This is a genomic window from Aequorivita sp. CIP111184 (genome assembly GCF_900489465.1).
Lineage (GTDB): Bacteria > Bacteroidota > Bacteroidia > Flavobacteriales > Flavobacteriaceae > Aequorivita.
Genome location: NZ_UEFQ01000024.1, coordinates 221,999 through 245,482 on the forward strand (window position 1 = coordinate 221,999; position 23,484 = coordinate 245,482).

Genomic DNA, 23,484 nt, shown 5'->3' on the forward strand with positions numbered 1-23,484 from the left:
AAATATAGAGATGAAAAATAAAGCAATAGCAGTAACATTATTTTTAGCCTTGACTTTGGTGTCCACTTCCTGTAATGAAAACGCGAAGGGAGAATTGGGTCATAAGGAAACAACTTCCGAAATTACGGAAAATGGCGAGGATTCTCACGGCGAAGAGGGCCATAGTGAAGAAGAAGGTGGACACGAAGAGGAAGAAAATGTTGTGGAAATTACAGAACAGCAGGCCGAAACTATAGGTCTTGAAATGAAAGCTTTGGAAAAACGAAACTTGGGCAACAGTATCAAAGTAACAGGAACTTTGGAACTTTTTCCACAGGACAAAGCAAACATCAGTCCTTTTATAGGTGGAAACGTTAGCTCAATCAAGGTAATACCGGGCGACAATGTGCGTAAGGGACAAGTTTTGGCATATATAGAACATCCTGATATTATTGCGATGCAACAAGAATTTCAGGAAAAGAACGATGAGCTTGTCTTTTTGAAACAGGATTTTGAGCGTAAACAGACTTTGTATGACAAAGGTGTTTCTTCGGGAAAGGATTTCCAAATGGCACAGTCAAAATTCCGTTCTACCACATCCAGCGTCAACGGTTTAAAGGCCAAATTGCGTTTATTGGGCATCAACCCTAACAAAGTTGCAGAAGGAGAGCTGTTTTCGGCAGTACCCATCACAACACCCATAAGTGGTTACGTGGATGAAGTAACTATTAGCTTGGGAGATTATGTGGGTACACAATCAAAGATGTTCTCAATTAGCGACAATTCCAAGATTTATCTCAACTTCAAAGTATATGAAAAAGACATCAGAAAAATCCAGAAAGGACAGCAAATTTATTTTTCCACCGCTTCCCGAACAGATGAATTGTTGAAGGCTACTGTGCGTTCAGTTGGTAAAACATTCGAGACAGATCCAAAAGCGTTAGAGGTTCTTGCCGATATAGAGAACAAGGATAAAAATCTACTTCCCGGAATGTACGTGGAAGGCAGAATCGTTCAGGGAGAAAAATCTGCGTTTGCAGTTCCTGAAGCGGCCATTTTTCAAAACGGCGAACAGTCCTTCATATTCATTTTGGATGAAGATAAAAAAAAGGAAGCGAACAAAATGAAATTTAAAATGATAGCTGTAACAATTGGCCTTACCGATTTGGGATTTGTGGAAGTTAATCTTCCTGCGGATGCCAATCAGGATGTTAAATTGGTTACCAAAGGAGCATATACCCTTTCTTCAGAAATGGTAAAAGGAGAATTGGAACACGGCCACTAATGAACAATAGCGGTTTTGAAGCCGAGTTTGGCAACGTTCTTATATTAGTTAAAATTTACAATCCGAGCTCGGTTCAAAACTTAAATACATATCAACAATCTTAAGTCTTTAAATATGAAAGAAATAAAAGCATTTATAAAACCAAACAGGATTCAAAAAGTAATTGATGCCCTCACCGAAAATGGTTTTAAGAGTATGACCCTCTCACAATGTGAAGGCACAGGTGCATTTAAGGCAAAAGGTGCAAGGCCATCCTTGGACTTTCACGTAACGGACAGTCCAGTAGTAAAAATAGAACTGGTCTGTCAAAACGAGGAAGCCCAAACTGCAATTGAGATAATTTTAAAAAATGGTAAAACCAACGAACCTGCAGACGGCATTATTTATCTGTCTAATATAGAGGATGCATTTCAAATTAAAACAGGCGATTCTTTAAAAAAATACGACCTATAAAACGCTTTTTAGCAAATGGAAGAAATAGTCCAACTATTGGAAAGTAAAGGGGTACGCCCCACGGCAATGCGCCTGATGACCTATAAGCGTCTGGCAGAATTGAAGGTGGCCATTAGCCTTGGGGATTTGGAAAAGGATTTTAAAGTTTCTGAAAGGAGTACTCTTTTTAGGACTATGAAAACATTTGAGGAAAAAGGTATTGTGCATCAAATTGAAGATGGGACCGGAGTTATAAAATATGCCTTATGTGAGGAATATTGTGAATGTGAGGTAGGCAACGACCTGCACTTACATTTTCATTGCAATAACTGTGAGAAAACCGTCTGCCTAACCGAACATAAAATCCCGCAAATCAATCTGCCCGATGGCTATATAACGGAAGATATAAACTTGGTGGTAAAAGGTGTTTGTGAGAAATGTAGTAGCAATTTAAAGCAAAATATTGATTTATAAATATAATCGAAATGATATCAATTTTTAAAAAACAAAGCATGTTATATATGGTGGCGCAGCATAAACTTGACGCGAAAGACTATGAAAACCTAATCCTTGAATTGACAAACCATATAAAAACCTATCCACAGGTGTATTGGTACATCGAGATGGAAAATTTTGAAGGCTGGACGGCAAACGTCTATTGGAAAGGAATTGAATTGGAACTTACTAATGAAGAACGTTTAAAACGGGTCGCATTGGTAGGAAGTGTTAAATGGCAGGAGCAATTCACAGAAGTGTTGATACCTTTTTCCAAGGCATATATTAAATTTTTTAAGACCGAAGAAAAAGAAAGTGCCAAAAAATGGCTAGAAAACTCTTACAAAAATGAAAAAACTACAAATTAAAATACCAATCATACTTCCCCAAGTACCCAATGAAAAGGACCAGTGCGTACGAAAACTCATTCAAAAGCTGCAAGAAAAAGAAGGCATAAAAAAGATACTTGTGACTGATGAAAACGATAATGGTGTACAACAGCTTTGCTTTCACTATGATCCTGAGTTTATTTCGCTCGATCGTATTCAGAGAATCGCAATGCGCACTGGTGCTTCAATACTGGATAAATATGATCATAAACTGATAGAAGTGGAAGGATTTCGCCACGCCAGACATGCCCGAAAAGTTGAAGAATCACTTAATAGACTTGATGGCGTTTTACAATCGTCAGTTGCTGTTTCAGGTATGATCGGTTTAGAATATGAAACAGCAAAAATTGATGAAAAAAAAATACTGAAATTTCTACGTAAAGAGGGGCTGAATATTATCACAACTGAAGTTGATGTGGAACGCTATCTTAAAAAGACTTCCGAAGATACTGAGCCTCTTAAAGAAACCAATAAAAAAGAACAAGATAAAGGTGAAGATCACAACCACCCACACGGTGGTGTTTTCGGCAAAAAGACCGAGCTTATTTTTTCCATTATCTGCGGCGCGCTTCTCGGGATAGGTTTTGGGCTCTCGTATGTAGAATCTATTCCCGAATGGGTAAGCCTTTCCCTCTATATAGGAGCGTATTTCTTTGGAGGCTACTTTACCGCTAAAGAAGCTGTTGAGACAGTGGCAAAAGGGGGCTTTGAAATTGATTTTTTAATGTTGGTTGCCGCTATTGGTGCTGCCATTTTGGGCGAATGGGCTGAAGGTGCACTCTTGTTGTTCTTATTTAGCCTTGGCCACGCCTTGGAACACTATGCAATGAACAAGGCTCGAAAGTCCATTGCTGCACTTGCCGATCTCGCACCAAAAACAGCTTTGTTAAAAAAGGATGGCAAGACCAAAGAAGTGGGGATTGAAAAACTGAGTATTGGCGATATTATTGTGGTCAAGCCCAATAGCAAAATATCTGCCGATGGTGTGGTTATAAATGGAAAAAGTAGTGTTAACCAAGCACCGATTACAGGGGAAAGCGTACCCGTAGATAAAGTTCCCGTAGACGATATAAGTAAGGAGTATTCCGCAGATGATGAGATTAATGATGAAAACCGTGTTTTTGCCGGAACTATCAACGGTAATAATACGCTGGAAATAAAGGTCATTAAAGAAGCCAAGGATTCTACACTGTCAAGACTGGTCAAACTGGTCAACGAAGCACAGACACAAAAGTCGCCTACGCAGCTGCTTACCGATAAATTTGAAAAATATTTTGTGCCATCTGTACTTATTCTGGTAGGTGGTCTACTCCTTGCGTTTCTGGTAATAGATGAACCTTTCAGCGCAAGTTTTTACAGAGCGATGGCCGTGCTGGTCGCAGCAAGTCCCTGTGCTTTGGCAATATCGACGCCGAGTGCTGTATTGAGCGGAGTGGCACGAGCCGCACGCGGCGGGGTGCTTATCAAAGGTGGTCGACCACTCGAAGATCTAGGCGAACTGACCGCAATTGCTTTTGATAAAACAGGCACACTAACTGAAGGAAAACCCAAACTTACCAAGGTCGTGCCGCTTGGAAACATTGAAGAAAACGAACTACTAAAAATAGCCGTTGCTGTAGAAAACTTGAGCGACCATCCCTTAGCCAAAGCGGTGGTTCGTGACGGTAAGAAGCGTTTGGAAGCTACTGAAATTCCCGATGCATCCGATTTGGAAGCCGTTCTGGGAAAAGGTATCAAAGCATCCTTGGGAGGTGATAAAATTTACGTCGGTAATCTTGACCTGTACGAAGATCTCGACGACGCCAAACCTTCCGAAGAAATAACATCGAAAGTCAGGGAACTTGAAAGTGGCGGAAATACCACGATGCTTATTCGCAGAAACCAAGAATACATCGGTATGATCGCCTTAATGGATACGCCTCGAGAAGCTGCAAAGGAAACTCTTGGGAAATTGAAAGAAATGGGTATCAAACGGATGATTATGCTTACCGGCGATAATCAAAAGGTTGCCGATGCCGTAGCCAAAAAAATTGGATTGACCGATGCCTGGGGAAGTTTACTGCCAGAGGAGAAAGTGGATGCAATTAAAAAATTAAAGGAGGAAGAATCGAAAGTAGCAATGGTAGGCGATGGTGTGAACGATGCGCCAGCAATGGCAAACAGCACCGTGGGAATCGCAATGGGGGCAGCGGGCAGCGATGTCGCTCTGGAAACTGCGGACATTGCGCTGATGGCGGACAAACTGGAAACTTTGCCATTCGCCATCGGGTTGAGTAGAAAGGCAAAGGCTATCATAAAGCAGAATCTATGGGTAAGCCTTGGCATTGTTGCCCTGCTTATTCCAGCTACCATATTCGGTTGGGCCAATATAGGTATTGCCGTTGTGATACACGAAGGTTCTACCCTGCTGGTGGTATTTAACGCACTGCGACTTTTGGCATATAAAAAATAATAAGCCATATAATATAAATTGAAGTACTCACTTTTTGAGACACACGTAAAATGACAAAGACAGAAAAAGCATTGTTGGCGAAAGGAATTCGACCCACAAAAATGAGGTTGAAGATATACAAATACCTCAAAAGGAAAACCTATGCCGTAACCTTAAAAGAGATGCAAAAAGTCTTTGTCATCAAGAGCGAAGTAAATAAAACAGCGAATAAAACCACATTTTATAGGGCAATAAAACTCTTTGAGGAAAAACGTATGATGCACCAAATCGACGATGGAACTGCCATTGCGAAATATGCAGTTACTCATGAAAACGTCACAGCCGGTTATGGAACAGATTTGCATATGCACTTTCATTGTAACGCTTGTAAGAAAACAATCTGTTTGCCTAATCAAATATCAAAGGAAAGCTTACCGGAAAACTATGTAACTATAGATGTAAATTTGGTATTGAAAGGCATATGTGAAAAATGTAAGAAGAATTAATAGGTGGCAGTGCTCAAATGCTGAACCATTGCGCCCAATGGTGAAGTTCAAGTTTCTTCCAAATTACTACAATTAAAAATAATGAACTATGGAAAATATGCGTAACTATTTCCGTTAACCTTTTTTTATTGTCGCGATTGTCATTTTCGTGTTGCTATTATTCATTTTACTATTGTACAGTAATATGTTTATTACAAATCATACCAATTAAAAATTTTGTTTTTTTAAAAAAAAACAACTATTTTCGCACCAAATTATTATTTTTTGAAATTATTTAGAAATATACTGTTCTTTACGGCAGCCTTCATTATGATAGGTCACGACATCGTGCCTCATACTGATATATCATCCGATGATGAACATATTTCTTTTTCCACTGTTTCAACATCAAGTTCTCAACAAATAGACCACGAGCATTCAGAGCTAGGTCACATATTTGAACACTTTCAGCATTCTTCTAATGAAAGGACTTTAAATTATGTAGCTGGAGATGTTAAGAACCTAAATGTTAAGACGAAAATTCTCCAAAATTCTGCTTTAATAGTTGATATTGACAATCAATTTATTTGGCACGCAAACTTTGAAAAGCAGCGCTTTAGGGATTATCCTATAATTCCATATTTTACAACTTTATCCTCCCAAACCCCTCGGGGCCCTCCTTCTTGTTAATTTTTTTAAAGTGATATTTATTATTTAAGTTTCAGTTAAGCTCAAAAATAACTATATCACTGTCTAGTTATGCAATAATCTTTTGTCATAACTATTTTCCATTATTCATCTTTAGCATTAAAAAACTCAAGCACTTTATTTAAAGGACTTATAGGGCCAGCTCTTGGTGTTTCACATTTTCGTTTCCATCTTAAAAATTCTTCTACTCTAATGTTAGATAAAATCATTCAGTTTTCGATCAACAATAAGCTTGTTGTCGGAATATTAACCTTGTTCCTAGTAGGCTGGGGAACTTATTCCCTAACACAACTACCTATTGATGCCGTACCAGATATTACCGATAATCAGGTAATGGTCATAACCGTTTCCCCTACCCTGGCTGCTCAGGAGGTGGAACAACTTGTAACATTCCCAGTTGAACAGACAATGGTAAGCATACCCGGAATAAAAGATATGCGCTCTTTTTCCCGTTTTGGACTTTCTATTGTAACCATAGTATTTGAAGAAGATACCGATCTCTATTGGGCACGGCAGCAAGTGCAGGAACGACTTTCATCTGCGGCTGACCAAATCCCACAAGGAGTAGGAAGACCTGAAATGGCTCCTGTTACCACAGGGTTGGGCGAAATATATCAATACGTGATCCACCCCGAAGAGGGTTATGTGGATCAATACGATGCTACCGAATTGCGTACAATACAGGATTGGATCATTAAACGACAACTCTTGGGTACACCTGGTGTTGCAGAAGTTAGTGGTTTTGGCGGTTTAGTCAAACAATATGAAATTGCTATAGACCCCAATAAACTTCAAAGTATGAATGTTACTATTGAAGATATTTTTACAGCGCTAGAAAAAAACAATCAAAATACTGGTGGGGCTTATATAGATAAAGGACCAAATGCATATTTTATACGTAGTGAAGGCCTCGTGAATAATTTGCAAGAGCTGGAGAAGATAGTAGTCAAAGTGAGTAATGGCACACCAGTTCTTGTTAGGGATGTTGCCAAAGTACAATTTGGTCACGGGGTACGCTATGGAGCTGCAACCCGAAATGGAGAAGGCGAGGTTGTTACGGGGATTGTTATGATGCTAAAAGGAGCAAACTCTTCCGCCGTTATCGATGCTGTAAAGGATAAAATTGAACAGATTAAGGAAACTTTACCTGAAGGAGTCACGATTGAGCCATATCTGGATAGACAAAAATTAGTGGATCGAGCCATTGGTACGGTAACAACAAACCTTACGGAAGGCGCATTGATAGTAATATTTGTATTAATCCTATTTCTTGGGAATTTAAGAGGTGGATTGATAGTGGCTTCGGTCATACCCCTTTCGATGCTTTTTGCTATCGCAATGATGAACCTCTTTGGGGTCTCGGGGAACCTTATGAGTTTGGGTGCGATAGACTTTGGCCTTATCGTAGATGGGGCGGTAATTATTGTTGAATCTGTAATGTTTGGGATTCATACCAGCAGGAAAAAGTACGTCGGCGTTGAAAAGCTGTCTTCTGAACAAATGGATACCGAGGTAAAATTATCTGCCGGGAAAATGATGAATTCCGCAGCATTCGGACAAATAATTATACTTATTGTGTACCTACCTATTTTAGCATTGACTGGGGTAGCTGGGAAAATGTTCCACCCAATGGCTCAGACGGTAATGTTTGCTATTCTAGGGGCATTAATTTTATCGTTAACCTATGTTCCAATGATGTCTGCCCTTGCACTCAGTCGTAAGACGGAACAGAAACGAAATTTTTCTGATAAAATGATGGATTTCTTTCAGCGTGTGTATCAACCCATTATAGAAGCCGCCCTTCGCGCAAAGCTTTTGGTACTTGGCTTGGCCGCAGGCTTATTTGTTATTACGCTGATAGTGTTTGCAAATATGGGTGGTGAATTTATTCCGCAGCTTGACGAAGGGGATTTCGCAGTAGAGACACGAGTCCCTGTTGGAAGTTCCATCGACCAGATGATTGATGTTTCTCAAAAAGCGCAGACCATTTTATTAAATGAATATCCAGATGAAGTAATGCAGGTTGTGAACAAAATCGGTTCAGGAGAAATTCCAACGGACCCTATGCCTATCGAAGCAGGAGATATGATGGTTATTTTGAGTCCAAAATCGGAATGGATTAAAGCTGGCGGAAGAGAAGAGCTGGCAGCAGAGATGAAAGAATCCCTGTCAATAATCCCTAATGCTACTTTTAGCTTTCAACAACCCATACAAATGCGTTTCAATGAACTATTGACCGGTGCAAAACAGGATGTTGTAATTAAAATTTATGGCGAAGACCTTGATATTCTTTCTGATCTGGCCAGCAATGTGGGCAACAAGATAAAATCTGTAGAAGGAGTTGCAGATTTGTATGTTGAGGAAGTGACCGGACTACCACAGATCAATATCAAAATGAATCGCGATAAAATCGCACAATATGGTATGAACGTAGAAGATATCAATAACGCTATAGAAACGGCATTTGCAGGGAGATCTGCCGGATTGGTTTATGAAGGGGAACGGCGTTTTGATCTTGTAGTGAGACTGGACAAAGACTACCGAACTGATATAACCGATGTACAGAATTTATATGTCAGTACCCCAGAGGGCAGACAAATTCCACTTAGTGAGGTAGCCAATGTTTCATTTGAACCAGGACCTGTTCAAATTCAACGTGATAATGCAAAACGTCGAATTATTGTTGGCTTCAATGTACGTGACAGGGATGTTCAAAGTATCATTACCGATATCAAACAAATTATGGTGTCGAAGGTAGATATGCCCGCAGGTTATTATGTAACCTATGGTGGGCAATTTCAGAACTTGCAAGAGGCAAATCAACGATTAATGATTGCTTTACCAATAGCGTTATTGCTAATTTTAATACTGCTTTATTTCGCCTTCGGATCAATGAAACAAAGCTTGCTCATTTTTTCAGCAATCCCGTTATCTGCTATTGGAGGTGTCTTTGCACTAATCATAAGAGACTTACCATTCAGTATTTCAGCAGGAATCGGATTTATTGCCTTATTTGGTGTGGCCGTATTAAACGGTATTGTATTGGTTGCAGAATTCAACAGGCTGGAAAAAGAAGGTGTAACCGATATTTATGAACGAGTCCTTCAAGGGACACGCGTGAGACTGAGACCGGTATTAATGACCGCTACCGTTGCTGCTTTAGGTTTCTTACCAATGGCATTGTCAAATTCATCAGGTGCAGAGGTACAGCGACCATTGGCTACTGTGGTAATAGGTGGTTTAATTACGGCAACTGCATTAACTCTAATCGTTCTGCCAGTCTTGTATATCTATTTTACTGAAGGAAAAGTGAAATTAAATTTTAGAAGTAAGAAAATTGTTGCCACTTTAATAGTGATTGGTGGTCTATTCTTTCCGGCAATGCAACTTCAAGCACAAGAAACAAGTATGATGCAAGAGCGTACAATTACATTGCAGCAGGCTATTGAAATGGCACTTCAAAACAATAACCGTATTAAGATTGCTCAATATGAAATCGAGGTTGAAGAAAAAGGAAAGTACGGTGCTATAACTATTCCGAGAACAGAATTTTCATATCAAAGTGGCGAATTTAATACGCCTAATGTAAAGGATAATGTATACGCAGTTACACAGCGAATAAATTTCCCAACTGTTTACACCAGCCAATTCAAGCTCGCAAAAGCAAGAGTTAGTAGCAGTGAGCAAATAAAGATTATAGAAGAAAATGACCTAATTGCTGATGTAAAAGCTGCCTATTCAAAATATGTGTTTTTAATGCAGAATAAACAATTGTTGCAGCGTCAAGATAGCTTGTATGGTAATCTAAACCGTTCAAGTTCGATGCGTTATGAATCTGGCGAATCCACAAAATTGGAAAGTGTAACCTCGGCAACTCAATCGATGCAGATAAAAAACAAGCTTCAACAAAATGAAGCCGATATGAGAATCGCAAAAAAACAGCTTCAGGTTGTTTTGAATACGAATGATGAGATTAGTATTACAGATAGTGAACTGGTTCGTCGTGAAATAGATTTAGATATTGAAAGCCAATCTGTGGAGCAAAGCCCGTTTTTCGTTTATTTAAAACAACAGTTGGAAGTAAGGAAACGAGAGACGAATGTGGAAAGGAACAAGGGATTGCCTGATATAATGTTCGGCTATAATAGCCAAACCATTAATGGGGTTCAAAATAGTGGTATAGAAAACCAAAATTTTAATGACAATGACCGATTTTCATTCTTTCACGTAGGTGTTGCAATTCCTATTTTTCCTGGTGGGCATCGTGCCAAAATTCAGGCGGCTAAAATTGGAGAGGATATTGTTCAGTCTCAAATTGAGTTAAATAAGACACAGCTGCAAGGCGAACTTCAAAATTTGCTACAAGAATATTACAAACTTCAAGGTACTTTGGATTATTATCAAAATGAAGCCCTGCCACAAGCGGAACTTATCATTGATAATTCAGAAAAGAGCTTTAAAAGCGGGAATGTTTCTTACGCGCAATATTTACAAAACCTCACTTTAGCGAATAGTATTCAAACGGAGTATTTAAACACACTATATCAATATAACCAGTCTATCATAGTAATTGAAGCCTTATTGGGTTTGTAAAAAACTATTGATTTCAAATTAAAATATAAAAAAATGAAAATTCAATTTAATATAAAAATTTCGCTACTCGTTTTATCCACCTTATTGATGGTGGCTTGTGGCAACAAGGATTCTGAAAAAACGGAAGCTTCCGAAGAAACTTCTGTAAAAGAAGAGCAACCAGTTGCAAATGGAGCCAAACAAATCACTTTTACAAAAGACCAATACAATCTCGCCGGAATTGAAACCGGAGCGATTGAAATGCGGAATTTAAGCAACATCATAAAACTAAATGGCACCATAGACGTGGAGCCTGAAAGTATGGCTTCTGTATCTGCACCACTAGGAGGTTATTTGAAAACTGCTGGTAGGTTGCCTGGTGAAGAAATTAAAAAAGGGCAAGTCTTGGCAACCATTGAGAATCCTGAATTTATCACAATCCAACAAGGCTATTTGGAAAGTTTAAGCAAACTTCAATTTCTTGAAGAAGAATTTAACCGACAAAAGAAATTGAGAGAGGAAGACATCAATTCCGCAAAAACGTTTCAACAGGTTTCTTCTGATTATAAAATTACGCAAGGAAGAGTTAAGGCTTATGAACAACAGCTCGCCCTTGCAGGAATAAGTAGAAGTTCTGTCCAAAATGGAAATATAACCCGAACTGCAAATCTTTATGCCCCTATTTCGGGTTTTATAAAAGCGAGCAACGTAAATATTGGGGATTATGTATCACCACAGGATGTTCTATTTGAAATTATCGATTTAAACGATATTCATTTGGCTTTGAATGCCTTTGAAAAAGATTTGGGAAAGTTGGAGATTGGTCAAACCGTTAAATTTTCACTTTCCGACGATAATACTTTCAATCGTACTGCCGAGGTTTTCCTAATTGGAAAAGCCACAGGTAGTGACCGTTTGACACCAGTTCATTGCCATATAAACAAAGAGAACCAAAAAGGTCTTTTGCCAGGAATGTACGTAAAGGCTTGGGTAGAAAGCGGTACAGATAAGCAAAATGCAATCCCTTCAGAAGCTATCGTTCAATATCAAGGGAAAGACTATGTAATTCTACAAACCCAAGAAATGGAAAGCGGATATATATTTAAATTGGAACAGGTTAAAAAAGGAATTGTGCAGGAAGGATACACAGCCATAACTTTTGCTGAAGCTGCTACGGTTCAAAATTTTAAACCTGTAGTTAAAAACGCGTATTCCATTTTGTCTGCGTTAAGAAATTCTGAAGAAGAAGAATAATTTTTAGAACTCAATATGATGGGATTATCAAAAACATTTTTTTCACGTCAATTTCTCTGGGAGATTTTGCGGATAATTACAGTAGGGATAGCTAGTTTGCTTTTTTATTTTGATGTTATTTCATTGCCAATTTTGCTTGCAGCAATGGCCTTTGGTTTGTATTCATTGATAAAAATTGCTGTACTTGATCTTGTAAAAGAACGTAAAGTTGGAACAGAACTTTTTATTACTGTTGCAGTCATAATTTCGGTTGTAGGTCAGGAATATTTAGCTGGTGCAGTGGTTTTAATGATTATTTTAATTGCCGAATATATTGCCAGCGCCAGTGGTGAACGTGCAAGACAATCGATAAAAGACCTCATAGGTTCTGTACCAAATACAGCTATCCTTAAGAAGGATGGTAAAGAACAATCCGTCAAAATCGAAGATCTTAAAGTTGGCGACATAGTTCTAGTGAGAGCAGGCGAAAAAATACCTGTTGACGGTATTGTAACTAAAGGTTCTGGATCCGTAAATCAAGCCCCAATAACGGGAGAAAGTGTACCCCAGGAAAAAGAAGCGGGAAGTGATGTCTTTGCAGGTACGATAATCGAACTAGGAGCTCTTGATATCCAAATGACCAAAGCTGGTACAGATACTGTTTTTTCTCGGATTATCACGTTGGTTGAAGAAGCGGAAAGTCAACAAGCACCTATTGAAAAACTAACGGATAAAGTCGCCGCGTACTTAATTCCAGTCGTTTTTATTTTTGTTGGAGCTGTTTATTTCTTTACTAGAGATGTGAAATTAGTTATTGCACTGCTCATTTTTACCTCTCCTGCGGAACTCGGTTTAGCAACACCATTGGTTACCATTGCGGCTATTGCAAGAGCGGCAAGAGAAGGTATACTAGTTAAGGGAGGACGCTTTTTGGAAGAATTGGCCAAGGTAACTACCATAATTTTTGATAAAACTGGAACGCTTACAGTGGGAAGTCCAACTGTGAATCAAATCTCTGTGATTGATGATAACTATACCGAGGAAGAAGTGCTTCGATTGGCAGCGGTAGCAGATAGACGGTCAAGTCATCCATTGGCTAAAGCCATCTTGGATTATGCTAAAGAAAAGAAAGTTGAATTTGGAGAGCCATCTCAATTCGATGTGATAAAAGGCCGAGGTGTTTCAGCGATATTTGAAAATAAAAAGTTGCTGCTGGGCAATAAGGCTTTTATGTCGGAAAATGATATTCCGATAACAGAGACCGTCTCAAATGAAACCGATACCGCCATTTTTCTAGCAGTCGATACTTCATTAGCTGGAATTTTATACATATCCGATGCCATCAGACCCGGAGCTAAAGAAATGATAGCTGCTTTAAGAAAAAGTGGTGTTACTAATATCGTTATGCTAACAGGAGATAATGAAGTAACAGCAAAACACGTTTCAGGGCAAATTGGTATTTCTGATTACAGAGTAAATTTACTTCCAGAAGACAAAATAAGAATTGTAAAAGAAATGCAAAGTCAAGGGGCAAAAATAGCGATGGTGGGTGATGGCATAAACGATGCGCCTGCGTTAGTTCAAGCAAACATTGGTATAGCTATGGGCGCAATGGGTACTGAAGCGGCGATGGAAGCAGCAGATATTGTATTGATGCAGGATAAACTAGAAAAAATTGAAAGAGCACGAGCTATCAGTAAAAGAGCTTTCCGTACCATTAAAGAAAATATTATTGTAGGTGTCGGGGTTGTACACGTCATTGGAATAACACTAGTATTATTGGGAATATTGGGGCCTATTGAAGCTGCTGCAATTCATTTATTACCAGATACCTTGGTCTTTATAAACTCAATAAAATTATTAAAAATTAAAATCTAAATCAATAACTATATAAATCAAACATTATGAAAAAAGTACTTTTTATCGCAACTATCAGCCTAACATTATTGGCATCTTGCAGAGACAACAAAAAAAATGAAAACGTAGAAACTCAAAATACTGAAACTACCTTAAGTCCAGAAGAGATGCGTCAAAAAGAGGATAGCCTGAAAATGGTAAGAGAAGAAAATCGCTTAAAGGATAGCGTACAACAAGTACAAAGCCACGGGCACGCCCATTAATAATTACAATATCATTGTATCGCAAGGTGTAATGGGATTAAATCAAATTTACTATGAACATAAAAAAGATAATATCCTTCTTGGTAGTAACTGTTGTTTGCGCACTTTGTACTACTGCATTTGCGCACGGAGTAGATGAAGACACGCAAACTTTTCTGTTAGGAAACAGCGGTGTGGCATTTGGACCATTTCTTTATATAGGAGCTAAACATATGATCACGGGTTATGACCACCTGTTATTTTTGGTAGGGGTTATATTCTTCCTTTACAAGCCAAAAGAAGTGCTCTTATATGTTAGTTTTTTTACAATTGGGCACAGTACTACCCTACTGTTAGGCGTTTTAGCCGATATCAATATTAATGCGTTCTTAATTGATGCAATTATAGCACTATCTATCGTGTATAAAGGTTTCGATAATTTAGGTGGGTTTAAACGATTCTTCGGAAAACAGCCCAACACCAAAGCAGCAGTTTTGATTTTCGGATTATTTCACGGTTTTGGTCTTGCAAGTAAGTTACAAGAATTCAAATTTGACCAAGAAGGTCTTTTTACGAACCTAATTGGTTTCAATATAGGTGTAGAAATAGGACAATTCATTGCTTTGGCGGTAGTATTGATTCTTATAACGGTATGGAGAAGACAACCCAGTTTTATGAAATTTTCAACAATTACAAATACAGCTCTTATGGCCGCTGGGTTTTTACTGCTCGGCTTTCAATTAACAGGCTACTTTACATCTTAAAAAAATATAACTATGTCAGAAATGAAACATCCAATATTGGAAAAAAGTAAAATTATAAAAGCAACAATCATTTCACTTATTGTAGGTGCTGTATTATTGGTTGTAGCGGTATTACCCGCAGAATATGGAATGGACCCAACGGGTGCCGGAGAATTGTTTGGATTTAGCAAACTTTACGTTCCAGAAGACGCCGGAACCACGAGTCTGGGAGCTATGGTGTCAAATTCTTCAACTCCAATAATCAAACTCGAAAAAGCAGGCTCAGGACCTACAGTAGAAAGACCCGTAGAGGCAGATAATCCACCTCCAACCACACAATTAAGTTCACGTGAAGATGAAACCAAAGTGGTTGTTCCAGCAGGAAAAGGAATCGAATTCAAAATAGATATGCTCAAATACGGCAAAATGAAATACGAATGGACTACCTCGAATGGGGAGATTCTCTATTTCGATTTTCACGGTGAAGTAAAACAAGAAAAAGAGGTAAAGGAAGTTTATTTCGAAAGTTACACAATTGCCAATTCTAATAATATAGTAGGTACTTTTTTAGCGCCCTACGAAGGAAAACACGGATGGTTTTTTAGGAATACCGGAGATGAGGACGTTGTAGTAAATTTAAGGCTGAAAGGTCAATATACATTATAATTTTAAGTCCTGTAATGGAGGGTTGAGTCCCTTTGTTTATACGATTAATAGCTACCCTCCATTAGCAGGCACAAATTATACTTTAAGTATAGAATAGAAAAAAAAAATAATTCAGTATTAAAAAATGTTATGTGCAACGAAAAGAAAATCCCAAGAAAGTAACAATTTATTGACGGTGATATTTATAACAAGGATATGTTGGAACTAACGAGGCAAAATTTCCAAATAACTGAATGGAAGTAAAGGAAGTAGTAACAATTGAAATGCCATATTATGTCAGAAAATCGACGTAAAAGACGCTACAAGAAGATTAAGAAGGAAGAGCCTGTAAAAAACACTTTTTCTAAAAATGATAAAATAATTTGGATTACTATCCTAATTATTTTTATCCTGTTAATTTGATTTGTGCTGTTTTTAAAATTCTTGAAATACTTTGTACATATCTAACTATAGACACATAAACGAAGAATAGGATAGCAACAAATATGACGAAAAAAATATATGTCTATATATTTCTAGGAAAGAAATCCTTGTTTCACTATCTCAATTTTGTCGTATTTCAGCAATCCAAACACAATAAAATTTAAAACTTGAACTTGTTTTGATATTACTCTATTCAAATAAAGAGGCGGTCCATATGATTGCTAAAGAGAAGCTTACCATTCAGGATTGTAATAAGGCATTATCCTTTCTAAAATCAAAAATTGAAGAAGGTTTTGATACAAGTTTGTATTTGGAACTGAATGAATTTGAAGGAGCTAAATTGTTACAGGAAATCAAATTCAAATTTAAAGAAAATATCAAAAAAATAGCAATTGTAAGTCGCGATGAATCCATAGAAGATATGCAAAAAACAGCAATTAGGTTTTATCGGACTGAAATTAAGTTTTTTAAAATATTAGAAAAAAAGCAAGCTAAAAAATGGATTTCTAAGTTGCAGTTATAACTTGAACTTAGACAGTGATATTTCTTTTGGTTTTGAAGTTACATAGTTAATTCTATTGATAAGATTGGTCTGTCTGTTCTAAATGGAGCATAATGTTTATATAAACCTCACTTAAAAATCACATCATCCTTTGTTGTAAAACAGGTTGCCTATCTTTTAAAAGGTTTCAATAGTAAAGAACATTCTCCATTAGTGCTTTTTGCCAATACGCTGTAAAAGGCTGAACACTCTGCCGTTTTGCTTTTTTATAAAAATGAACAACGAACGGCAGAATTACAACCAAACCCAATATGATAGAAACATCATATTAATCCCGATTTCAATAGTGAATAAGAAACAGCTGCTATAACAGCAGCCACAAAAACCATAACAATTACAACTAAAGCTATAATTTTATCCTTTTTTGAAATATCACTTTTTGGTTGATGCTTTTTCCTTCTATTTCTTCTGCCTTTACTCATCCTCGTTCCTGCTTTATAAAACCAAGAGTACTTTATGGCTTAAATAAGCTTACTCGATTAATCCATAATGTATTTTATTGCAAGGTTGCCTTTACTTCCCCACAGGTTAGCATTGCTTCTCCATAATAAGGGTTGCGAATTTCAGTTTCTAAACTTAACCAGTATGCTCCTTTGTTATCATTCACCATAGGGCAAAAGTCGAGGTACACCTTTTGGTTAATCCCAAAAAGCTGCACACTACTTATCATATGGGCAGAAAGATGGTTGAAATGACCTCTTTGCGTTGCAATATCCGAACTGTTCCCAATGGCATTAGCAGAGTTCTTTAATTCCTTCTGTATAGTCATCCAATGATTATGGGCTTCTTCGTCAGATAACAACTTCATATCTACTTTTTTCAACGATTCGCTTATTTGCTTTCCTGCTTGTTGTGCAGTTTCGGCATCATCATTTACCAAAGCATTTTTTAAAAGGATATAGCTATCAAAAACCTGCTTTAACTGGATCTTAAATTTGTTGGAAACATCTATCCTTTCTTTCATTTCTGAATGATCTGTTTTACCAGCATTTTCTCCCGAGCTATCTTCCTGCATTCCCAAATGACCTTCGTGACCTGTCGTTGATTTTCCTCCTTCTTTGTTCATCATTGATTTTTTGCCCTGCAACTGTGCGGCGGCATCCACTGTAAAGGTTCCGTTAGTTACTACTACATCACCATTTTCCAGACCTCCAAGTATAACATAGGAGTCTCCATTAGCGTTGCCCAATAGAACTTCCCTCATTTCAAAAATAGCCTCGTTAGGATTTGTTTTTACATATACTACAGAGCGTTCACCAGTCCACATAACAGCCGTTGCCGGTACAGAAACTGTATTCTCGGTTTTCGTTTGGGTGCCTTCGATAATACCTTCTACAAACATTCCCGGTTTAAAGAGGTCATTCTTATTATCCAGAACCGCCCGAACAATGATAGTTCGAGTTGCTGAATTTAATAAGGGGTCAACAAATGAAACTTTTGCATCGAAAACTTCATTGCGATAAGCATTGGTCGTCACTTTGATGGTTTGTCCTTTTTTTAAGGAAGCGATTTGATTTTCGTAGGCGTCAAATTCTGCCCATACAGTATTGAGATTGGCAATTTTGTACAGGGGCTGTCCTTGTTTTAGATAATCCCCCTCCTCTACCATTTTATCAGTTACAGTTCCCGATACTGTTGCATATACTGGAAAGTTTTCTTGCACCTTTCCAGCAGATTCTATTGCGTTAATTTGCTTTTCTGAAAGCTTCCAAAGTTTTAGCTTATTTCTTACTGCCTTGTATAATTCTGGTTGCGATTCTTTTAAGGATGAAGCGGTAAGTAGTTCTTGCTGTGCTGCAACCAATTCTGGCGAATAGATAGTTGCCAATCGTTGACCTGCGCCAACACGCTCTCCAGTGGAATTAACATATAGTTTTTCTATCCTTCCACCAAAATACGTGACCTGTACAGCATTGGACTCTTCATTAGCTTTTATCTTACCAGACAATTTTAAGGTATTATTGCCCATTTGTCCTTGTCCTACAACCGAAGTTTGGATATTGGCCAGAGCCATTGCATTATCTGTCATTTTTATTTCGTTAGCATTGAGACCATCGGCACCAGTTTCGGCTGGAATCAAGTCCATTCCACAAATAGGACAATCCCCCGGTTCTGGTTGCATAATTTGCGGATGCATTGAACAAGTCCACATTTGGTTAGATGCAATTTCTTCTGAATGATCGTGGTTGTCTTTGACGTTATTTGTAGTCACATCGCTGAATAGCAGAAAACCTCCTAACAGACCAATTATTACGGCAATACCTATGTAAATGATATTCTTTTTCATCGTTTATATTTTTATTTATTATTCTCTAATCGTTTTATCATTGTTTTCATTTCTGCAATTTCCTTTTCTTGCGCTTTAATTATATCATCAGCTAATTTCTTAACTTCTGGATCTTTAATATCAGCTCGCTTACTGGTCAAAATGGCGATAGAGTGATGCGGAATCATAGCCTTCATCCACAGTACATCGCCAATAATTGGGGCTTGGGCTCTCACAAGACCTAACGCACCAGCAAAAAGAATAATACTACACAAAACAATTGCTATATTCTTCTTTTTGTTTTGGTACATGTTACGCATAGCCACAAACATTATAATGGCCATCGCAGCGATACCCAAGCAGCTCATATAAAATCGTGTTAGGCTAAAATAAACGTGATCTAATTGATAAGAGTTAAGGTACATTGTAATGTACATTGCCACGAACGACGCTGCGAGCATCCCTACAAATTTTGTGTAATTGTTTTTCTTTGAATTTTGATGTGAATTTTCCATTTTATGTTGAGTTTAGAGTTACTTATTTTTTTTCTTTTTTATTATTTTTCTAATTGTAGGCGATGATGTATACCAAAGTAAAAAACCACTTAATACCGTAATCAAACCCAATAATGAAAACGCTCGAAGTACTATGGTATTAAAGTTATCCCGTCCTTGATAATCCATAGTGTGGGTCATCCACAGGAAATCGAACCATCTCCAATCTCTGTGTCTTACAGTTTGAAAAGCACCATTTTCAACAACCACATAGGCCTTTAAATTTTGTGGTGTCTCATACGAAATCTCATAAGCTGGAAGTGGACGACCACGGTATTCGTGATGGTCTCCAACTTCATCAATAAGTTCAATACCTGACATTTTGAGGTCTGATAACATATATGTAGTGCCCACTTGTTTTGCTTCATCTCTAGTAATACCATTTTTAATATCTCCAGTACTCGCATTGAAAAGCGTGGTCTCATTAATCCAATAATAAGGTTTACCAGCTATTTCCAGTAATTCCAAAGTTTGAATGGGTTGCTCTTTTTTTAGTTTATTCGTACCCAACAAATTTATGAACGATGCCTGTTTAGGTTGTTCTTTCTTAAATTGGTCGCCGTGTATTTCATCTATGTCCGTCCAACTAAAGTACATACCGCTTATAGTCCACATCAAGAATTGAATGCCAATGAAAAGGCCTAAATACCGATGTGTTTTTCTAATTTTAAGCGCTGTTTTCCTACCTACCATTAGCTGCTATTTATTATTTCTTAAGAAAGAATGCGTTTTCATTATATTAGTTTTTAAGATTTATTTCTCGACGTGTATTCTATTAATATTTGCAATACCAAACACCAAGACTAAAAAGCTCAAGAAAACTTCCATCATTACCAAAAGTTTACCTGCGACTGTTAATGGCACTATATCTCCAAAGCCAACTGATGAAAAAGTGATTAAGCTGAAATATAGAAACTCAAAAAACTGTATTGAAAATGAACTATTGAGTAAAATTGTGGATTTAAAATTTTCTGAACTCAAAATATATAGTGCGTGATAATCTGCTGAAAACGAAAGTATAATCAGGATAATTAATACACTAAATAAAGTAAGAACGTGTGTAAGCTGATGACTTTCGCCTATTATTTTACTTAATTGTATAAAAGTGAGCCTGACGATAAAAACGGTTTTGACCAAAGCTAAACCAACAATTAAAAAAGATAGAAATAGGCCATCTGAATCTACATCTGCCCATAGTATGTAGCTTAAGGATAGCGCAATCACTACACTTGCAGTAAGCAATACCTTTTTAAACAGTTGCTTGTAAAAGCCTGTGCTTTCAGGTTTTTCTTTTTTGTTTTCTTTATCCATTTTAAATTATGCTCTTAACTAAATAATTGAAGCGCCAATGCACGACCAACCATTAAGATTAGTATCATATATACTATATAATTGAACCAATTTCAGACAACAGACTTTTCTGTTGTGTTTTGGTAACCGTTTTTGCAGCATTCTTTCATTGTTCTAAATTCTGTTTTCTTTTTTTATGTACTAAATCCTATCAATAATACTTGAAAATAAGAGGCAAACTACTATTAATCAATCAACTAAAATGTTTACCCCTTAAAATCAAGTACTCTTCACTAAACTTCTCTTCATCATAAATTTTTAATTGCCCAACATAGGAAGAGAGACGCTATGTTTTAGGGACTTAATCTCTCTCCCTTATTCAGACTGCTCTTAACCAAATTAACTTTTCTTTTTCAAATTTCATTGTGCCTGACACGGGAAGGATTTCACTACCTATTAAACTTGTTTTTCTTCCCACGACAGGACTTAATAACTATTCAGAGACCCTTATCATCTTACAACCTTCTGTTAACTAATAACCAGAACATCGAGAAGATTTTTTTTACAAGGAATTATCTATTGAATAGTTTTTTGAACTTTTCCACATTTAAGCATTTTGCTTCCGTAATATGGGTTTTTCACTTCTTTACTTGTACTCAACCACGCACTACCCTTATCATACATTGGGCAAAACTGTTCGTAAAGCGTACTTTTTGTTCCCGTAATAGAAACCAAATCTGCTATATCCTTACTTAAGGTTTTAAAATGTTCGCGTTGATGGTCTATGGCACTTTCCGAAATATGCTCGGCGTGCTCGGTAGCATCTTCTATAATATCTGCCAATTCTTCTTGATTTTCTTTTGAATAACTACTGGCGTCAAAAGCTTTAAGAGAAGCTACCAATTTTGACCCTTCTTGGGCTGACTTTTTGGTATCATCTCCTATCAGGGCATCTTTTAAACTGAAGTAATCACTTAATATAGCTTCTGCTTTTACATCACTACTTTGTGCATTGGTAAAAGAAACTACTAACAATAGCATTGCTGCTATACTCATTTTTAGATTTTTCATTTTTATTATATTTAATTATTGTTTATAAATTGTCTTTTAATTGTGTAATAAAATTGATCATTTCTTCTGCTTCAGCTTCTGAAAACTTCGCATCCGTATGAATCAAAGTGTAAGAATCCAAAGGCATTTCGCCACTTTCAATCTGCTTGACAATAGACCGTAACTTACTTGCTTTTCTTCGACTGGATAAGGAATCCCATTCATTAAAATTCAATTCGTCCTTCCCTTCTTTTATATGATCCTCCAAAAACCAAGCAGCTGGTTGAATCTTATTATACCAAGGGTATTGAGTATTATTACTGTGGCAATCATAGCAGGATACTTGTAATTTTTTTTGAATAGTTTCTGGAACATCATTGACCAGCATAAAATCGGTTGACGGTACACTATCACTTTGGTTACGTGTTGTAGGAATAAATTGAATTCCCACAAAAGCTACCAGTAATACTAATACTATGATCTTAACAATCCTCATTTAGTTAATCTCCTTTTGTACCTCGCCACAATCCAACATTTTACTTCCATAATAAGGATTCTTAATTTCCTTGCTCTTACTCAACCAAGCACTACCCCCATCGTACATTGGGCAAAAAAGTTGGTACAGAGTGTTTTCAGTTCCTGTAATAGCAACCATATCGGTTACATCCTTGCTCAATATTTTAAAATGTTCTCGCTGGTGTCCAATGTCGTTTTTAGAAATATGTTCTGAGTGTTCTAAAGCATCTTCAATAATATCTTTTAAATCGGTCTTTTGAGTATCCGAAAAATTTGATGAAATATCAAGATTTCCTAAACTCGTCACAAGAGTTGCCCCAAGTTCTTTGGCTTTAGCATTATCATCTGCAACCAAGGCATCTTTAAGATTGAAGTAATCTTTCAATATCAATTCCGAATCGCCATCGCCACTCATTGCCATTTCTTTTCTATCGACATCATGATGACCATCACTATTATCGTGATTCATTCCTGCCTCGCCGGCAGGCAGGTTTGAATGATTTTCATCGTCACTCATTTCAGAGAAGCTTCCATCTACGTTATTTTGTTCCTTTTTGCTGTCTTTACAAGACACCGCCGTTAAGGTTATAAATGCAACCGCAACTATACCTATTGTTGATTTTAATTTGCTCATTTTGTTTAATTTAAGTTTGTGTTTATTATTATTAATTTGTGAAATGTGTTTTATAATTTTTCAATTACATTTTCAAGCATTGCAGTTATCTCATTGGCAACCTCATCCAATTTTTCATTCTCTACGGCCTGCATTGATGCCATTGGGTTTACAGCTGCAACTTCTATGACACCTGCTTCAATTTCCTGTACTATAACATTGCAAGGCAACATCGTTCCAATTTTATCTTCTGCCTGCAAGGCTTTATGCGCATATGGCGGATTACACGCTCCAAGTATTCTATACTTTTTAAAGTCTATATCCAGTTTTTTCTTCAAAGTTGCGGTTACATCAATTTCTGTAAGTATCCCAAAACCTTCTTCTTTCAATTCTTGTGTGACTTTATCAATGACCTCTTCAAAAGTGCCTTTGATTGTTTTATTAAAATAATATTTCATTGTTTTTTAATTTTTAGTGTTCAACGTTCGTTTTTGTTCTTCATACTCTTCTTTGGATATTTCGCCCTTGGCGAACCGGTCGTCCAGAATATCCATAGGATTCTCTCTTTTCTCGGTATTTTGTCTATTTCTTCCATTGTACAGAAATACGACCAATACAAGCACAACCGGTATCAGTATCCACGACCACATCATCATAATTGTATAGTTTTAGTAATTAACTAATTGTTTTTAT

24 protein-coding genes are annotated in these 23,484 nt (G+C 37.2%); 14 read left to right on the plus strand and 10 right to left on the minus strand.

All coding sequences use genetic code 11. The annotated features are described in order from the left end of the window. The first annotated feature begins 10 nt into the window (after positions 1–10). The 14 genes from AEQU1_RS10220 to AEQU1_RS10285 all read left to right on the plus strand — a co-directional run bounded on the left by AEQU1_RS10220 (position 11) and on the right by AEQU1_RS10285 (position 16,463). Positions 11–1,264, plus strand: coding sequence for an efflux RND transporter periplasmic adaptor subunit (locus AEQU1_RS10220; RefSeq protein WP_181566750.1), 1,254 nt, complete (start codon positions 11–13; stop codon positions 1,262–1,264). 114 nt (positions 1,265–1,378) lie between these two features. Then, positions 1,379–1,717, plus strand: coding sequence for a P-II family nitrogen regulator (locus AEQU1_RS10225; protein WP_111880882.1), 339 nt, complete (start codon positions 1,379–1,381; stop codon positions 1,715–1,717). Between the two features lie 15 nt (positions 1,718–1,732). Continuing rightward, positions 1,733–2,170, plus strand: coding sequence for a Fur family transcriptional regulator (locus tag AEQU1_RS10230; RefSeq protein ID WP_111880883.1), 438 nt, complete (start codon positions 1,733–1,735; stop codon positions 2,168–2,170). Positions 2,171–2,181: 11 nt separating this feature from the next. Then, positions 2,182–2,559 (plus strand): STAS/SEC14 domain-containing protein, encoded by a 378-nt coding sequence (locus tag AEQU1_RS10235; RefSeq protein ID WP_111880885.1) that lies wholly within the window; start codon positions 2,182–2,184, stop codon positions 2,557–2,559. A gap of 190 nt (positions 2,560–2,749) precedes the next feature. Then, positions 2,750–5,032, plus strand: a complete 2,283-nt coding sequence (locus AEQU1_RS10240; RefSeq protein ID WP_408730903.1) for a heavy metal translocating P-type ATPase — start codon at positions 2,750–2,752, stop codon at positions 5,030–5,032. A 50-nt stretch (positions 5,033–5,082) separates the two neighbouring features. After that, the gene (locus AEQU1_RS10245; RefSeq protein WP_111880888.1) at positions 5,083–5,517 is read left to right on the plus strand and encodes a Fur family transcriptional regulator; all 435 of its coding nucleotides are present in this window, start codon (positions 5,083–5,085) and stop codon (positions 5,515–5,517) included. A gap of 264 nt (positions 5,518–5,781) precedes the next feature. Continuing rightward, a complete protein-coding gene (locus tag AEQU1_RS10250; protein ID WP_258455272.1) occupies positions 5,782–6,186 on the plus strand; it encodes a hypothetical protein in 405 nt (134 codons plus the stop codon). Positions 6,187–6,396: 210 nt separating this feature from the next. Continuing rightward, positions 6,397–10,797, plus strand: a complete 4,401-nt coding sequence (locus AEQU1_RS10255) for a CusA/CzcA family heavy metal efflux RND transporter (RefSeq protein WP_111880891.1) — start codon at positions 6,397–6,399, stop codon at positions 10,795–10,797. Between the two features lie 33 nt (positions 10,798–10,830). Continuing rightward, positions 10,831–12,030 carry an efflux RND transporter periplasmic adaptor subunit gene (locus AEQU1_RS10260; RefSeq protein WP_111880893.1) on the plus strand — a complete coding sequence of 400 codons (1,200 nt, stop codon included), beginning with the start codon at positions 10,831–10,833 and terminating at the stop codon, positions 12,028–12,030. A gap of 15 nt (positions 12,031–12,045) precedes the next feature. Then, on the plus strand, positions 12,046–13,887 hold the full coding sequence (locus AEQU1_RS10265) for a cation-translocating P-type ATPase (protein WP_258455273.1): 1,842 nt from the start codon (positions 12,046–12,048) through the stop codon (positions 13,885–13,887). A 26-nt stretch (positions 13,888–13,913) separates the two neighbouring features. Beyond that, positions 13,914–14,129, plus strand: a complete 216-nt coding sequence (locus tag AEQU1_RS10270; protein WP_111880896.1) for a hypothetical protein — start codon at positions 13,914–13,916, stop codon at positions 14,127–14,129. 53 nt (positions 14,130–14,182) lie between these two features. Next, positions 14,183–14,872: a HupE/UreJ family protein gene (locus AEQU1_RS10275; protein WP_111880897.1), complete on the plus strand. Its 690-nt coding sequence runs from the start codon at positions 14,183–14,185 to the stop codon at positions 14,870–14,872. A gap of 12 nt (positions 14,873–14,884) precedes the next feature. Beyond that, positions 14,885–15,517, plus strand: a complete 633-nt coding sequence (locus AEQU1_RS10280; protein WP_111880899.1) for a hypothetical protein — start codon at positions 14,885–14,887, stop codon at positions 15,515–15,517. Positions 15,518–16,154: 637 nt separating this feature from the next. Next, complete coding sequence (locus tag AEQU1_RS10285; protein WP_111880901.1) at positions 16,155–16,463, plus strand: STAS/SEC14 domain-containing protein; 309 nt, start codon at positions 16,155–16,157, stop codon at positions 16,461–16,463. Positions 16,464–16,765: 302 nt separating this feature from the next. Here the strand turns inward: AEQU1_RS10285 and AEQU1_RS10290 are convergent, their stop codons facing one another. The 10 genes from AEQU1_RS10290 to AEQU1_RS10335 all read right to left on the minus strand — a co-directional run bounded on the left by AEQU1_RS10290 (position 16,766) and on the right by AEQU1_RS10335 (position 23,447). Continuing rightward, complete coding sequence (locus AEQU1_RS10290; protein ID WP_181566751.1) at positions 16,766–16,924, minus strand: hypothetical protein; 159 nt, start codon at positions 16,922–16,924, stop codon at positions 16,766–16,768. 74 nt (positions 16,925–16,998) lie between these two features. After that, positions 16,999–18,789 carry an efflux RND transporter periplasmic adaptor subunit gene (locus AEQU1_RS10295; protein WP_111880903.1) on the minus strand — a complete coding sequence of 597 codons (1,791 nt, stop codon included), beginning with the start codon at positions 18,787–18,789 and terminating at the stop codon, positions 16,999–17,001. Between the two features lie 11 nt (positions 18,790–18,800). After that, the gene (locus AEQU1_RS10300) at positions 18,801–19,283 is read right to left on the minus strand and encodes a DUF305 domain-containing protein (protein WP_111880905.1); all 483 of its coding nucleotides are present in this window, start codon (positions 19,281–19,283) and stop codon (positions 18,801–18,803) included. 18 nt (positions 19,284–19,301) lie between these two features. After that, on the minus strand, positions 19,302–20,015 hold the full coding sequence (locus AEQU1_RS10305; protein ID WP_111880906.1) for a PepSY domain-containing protein: 714 nt from the start codon (positions 20,013–20,015) through the stop codon (positions 19,302–19,304). Between the two features lie 60 nt (positions 20,016–20,075). Next, positions 20,076–20,633 (minus strand): potassium channel family protein, encoded by a 558-nt coding sequence (locus tag AEQU1_RS10310; protein WP_111880908.1) that lies wholly within the window; start codon positions 20,631–20,633, stop codon positions 20,076–20,078. Between the two features lie 555 nt (positions 20,634–21,188). After that, positions 21,189–21,683 carry a DUF3347 domain-containing protein gene (locus AEQU1_RS10315; RefSeq protein WP_111880910.1) on the minus strand — a complete coding sequence of 165 codons (495 nt, stop codon included), beginning with the start codon at positions 21,681–21,683 and terminating at the stop codon, positions 21,189–21,191. A 22-nt stretch (positions 21,684–21,705) separates the two neighbouring features. Continuing rightward, entirely contained in the window at positions 21,706–22,158 is a 453-nt protein-coding gene (locus AEQU1_RS10320) for a heme-binding domain-containing protein (RefSeq protein ID WP_111880911.1), read from the minus strand. Next, entirely contained in the window at positions 22,159–22,812 is a 654-nt protein-coding gene (locus tag AEQU1_RS10325) for a DUF3347 domain-containing protein (RefSeq protein WP_111880913.1), read from the minus strand. A 50-nt stretch (positions 22,813–22,862) separates the two neighbouring features. Next, positions 22,863–23,249 carry a DUF302 domain-containing protein gene (locus AEQU1_RS10330; protein WP_111880915.1) on the minus strand — a complete coding sequence of 129 codons (387 nt, stop codon included), beginning with the start codon at positions 23,247–23,249 and terminating at the stop codon, positions 22,863–22,865. Between the two features lie 6 nt (positions 23,250–23,255). Continuing rightward, positions 23,256–23,447: an SHOCT domain-containing protein gene (locus tag AEQU1_RS10335; protein ID WP_111880916.1), complete on the minus strand. Its 192-nt coding sequence runs from the start codon at positions 23,445–23,447 to the stop codon at positions 23,256–23,258. Between the last annotated feature and the right edge of the window lie 37 nt (positions 23,448–23,484).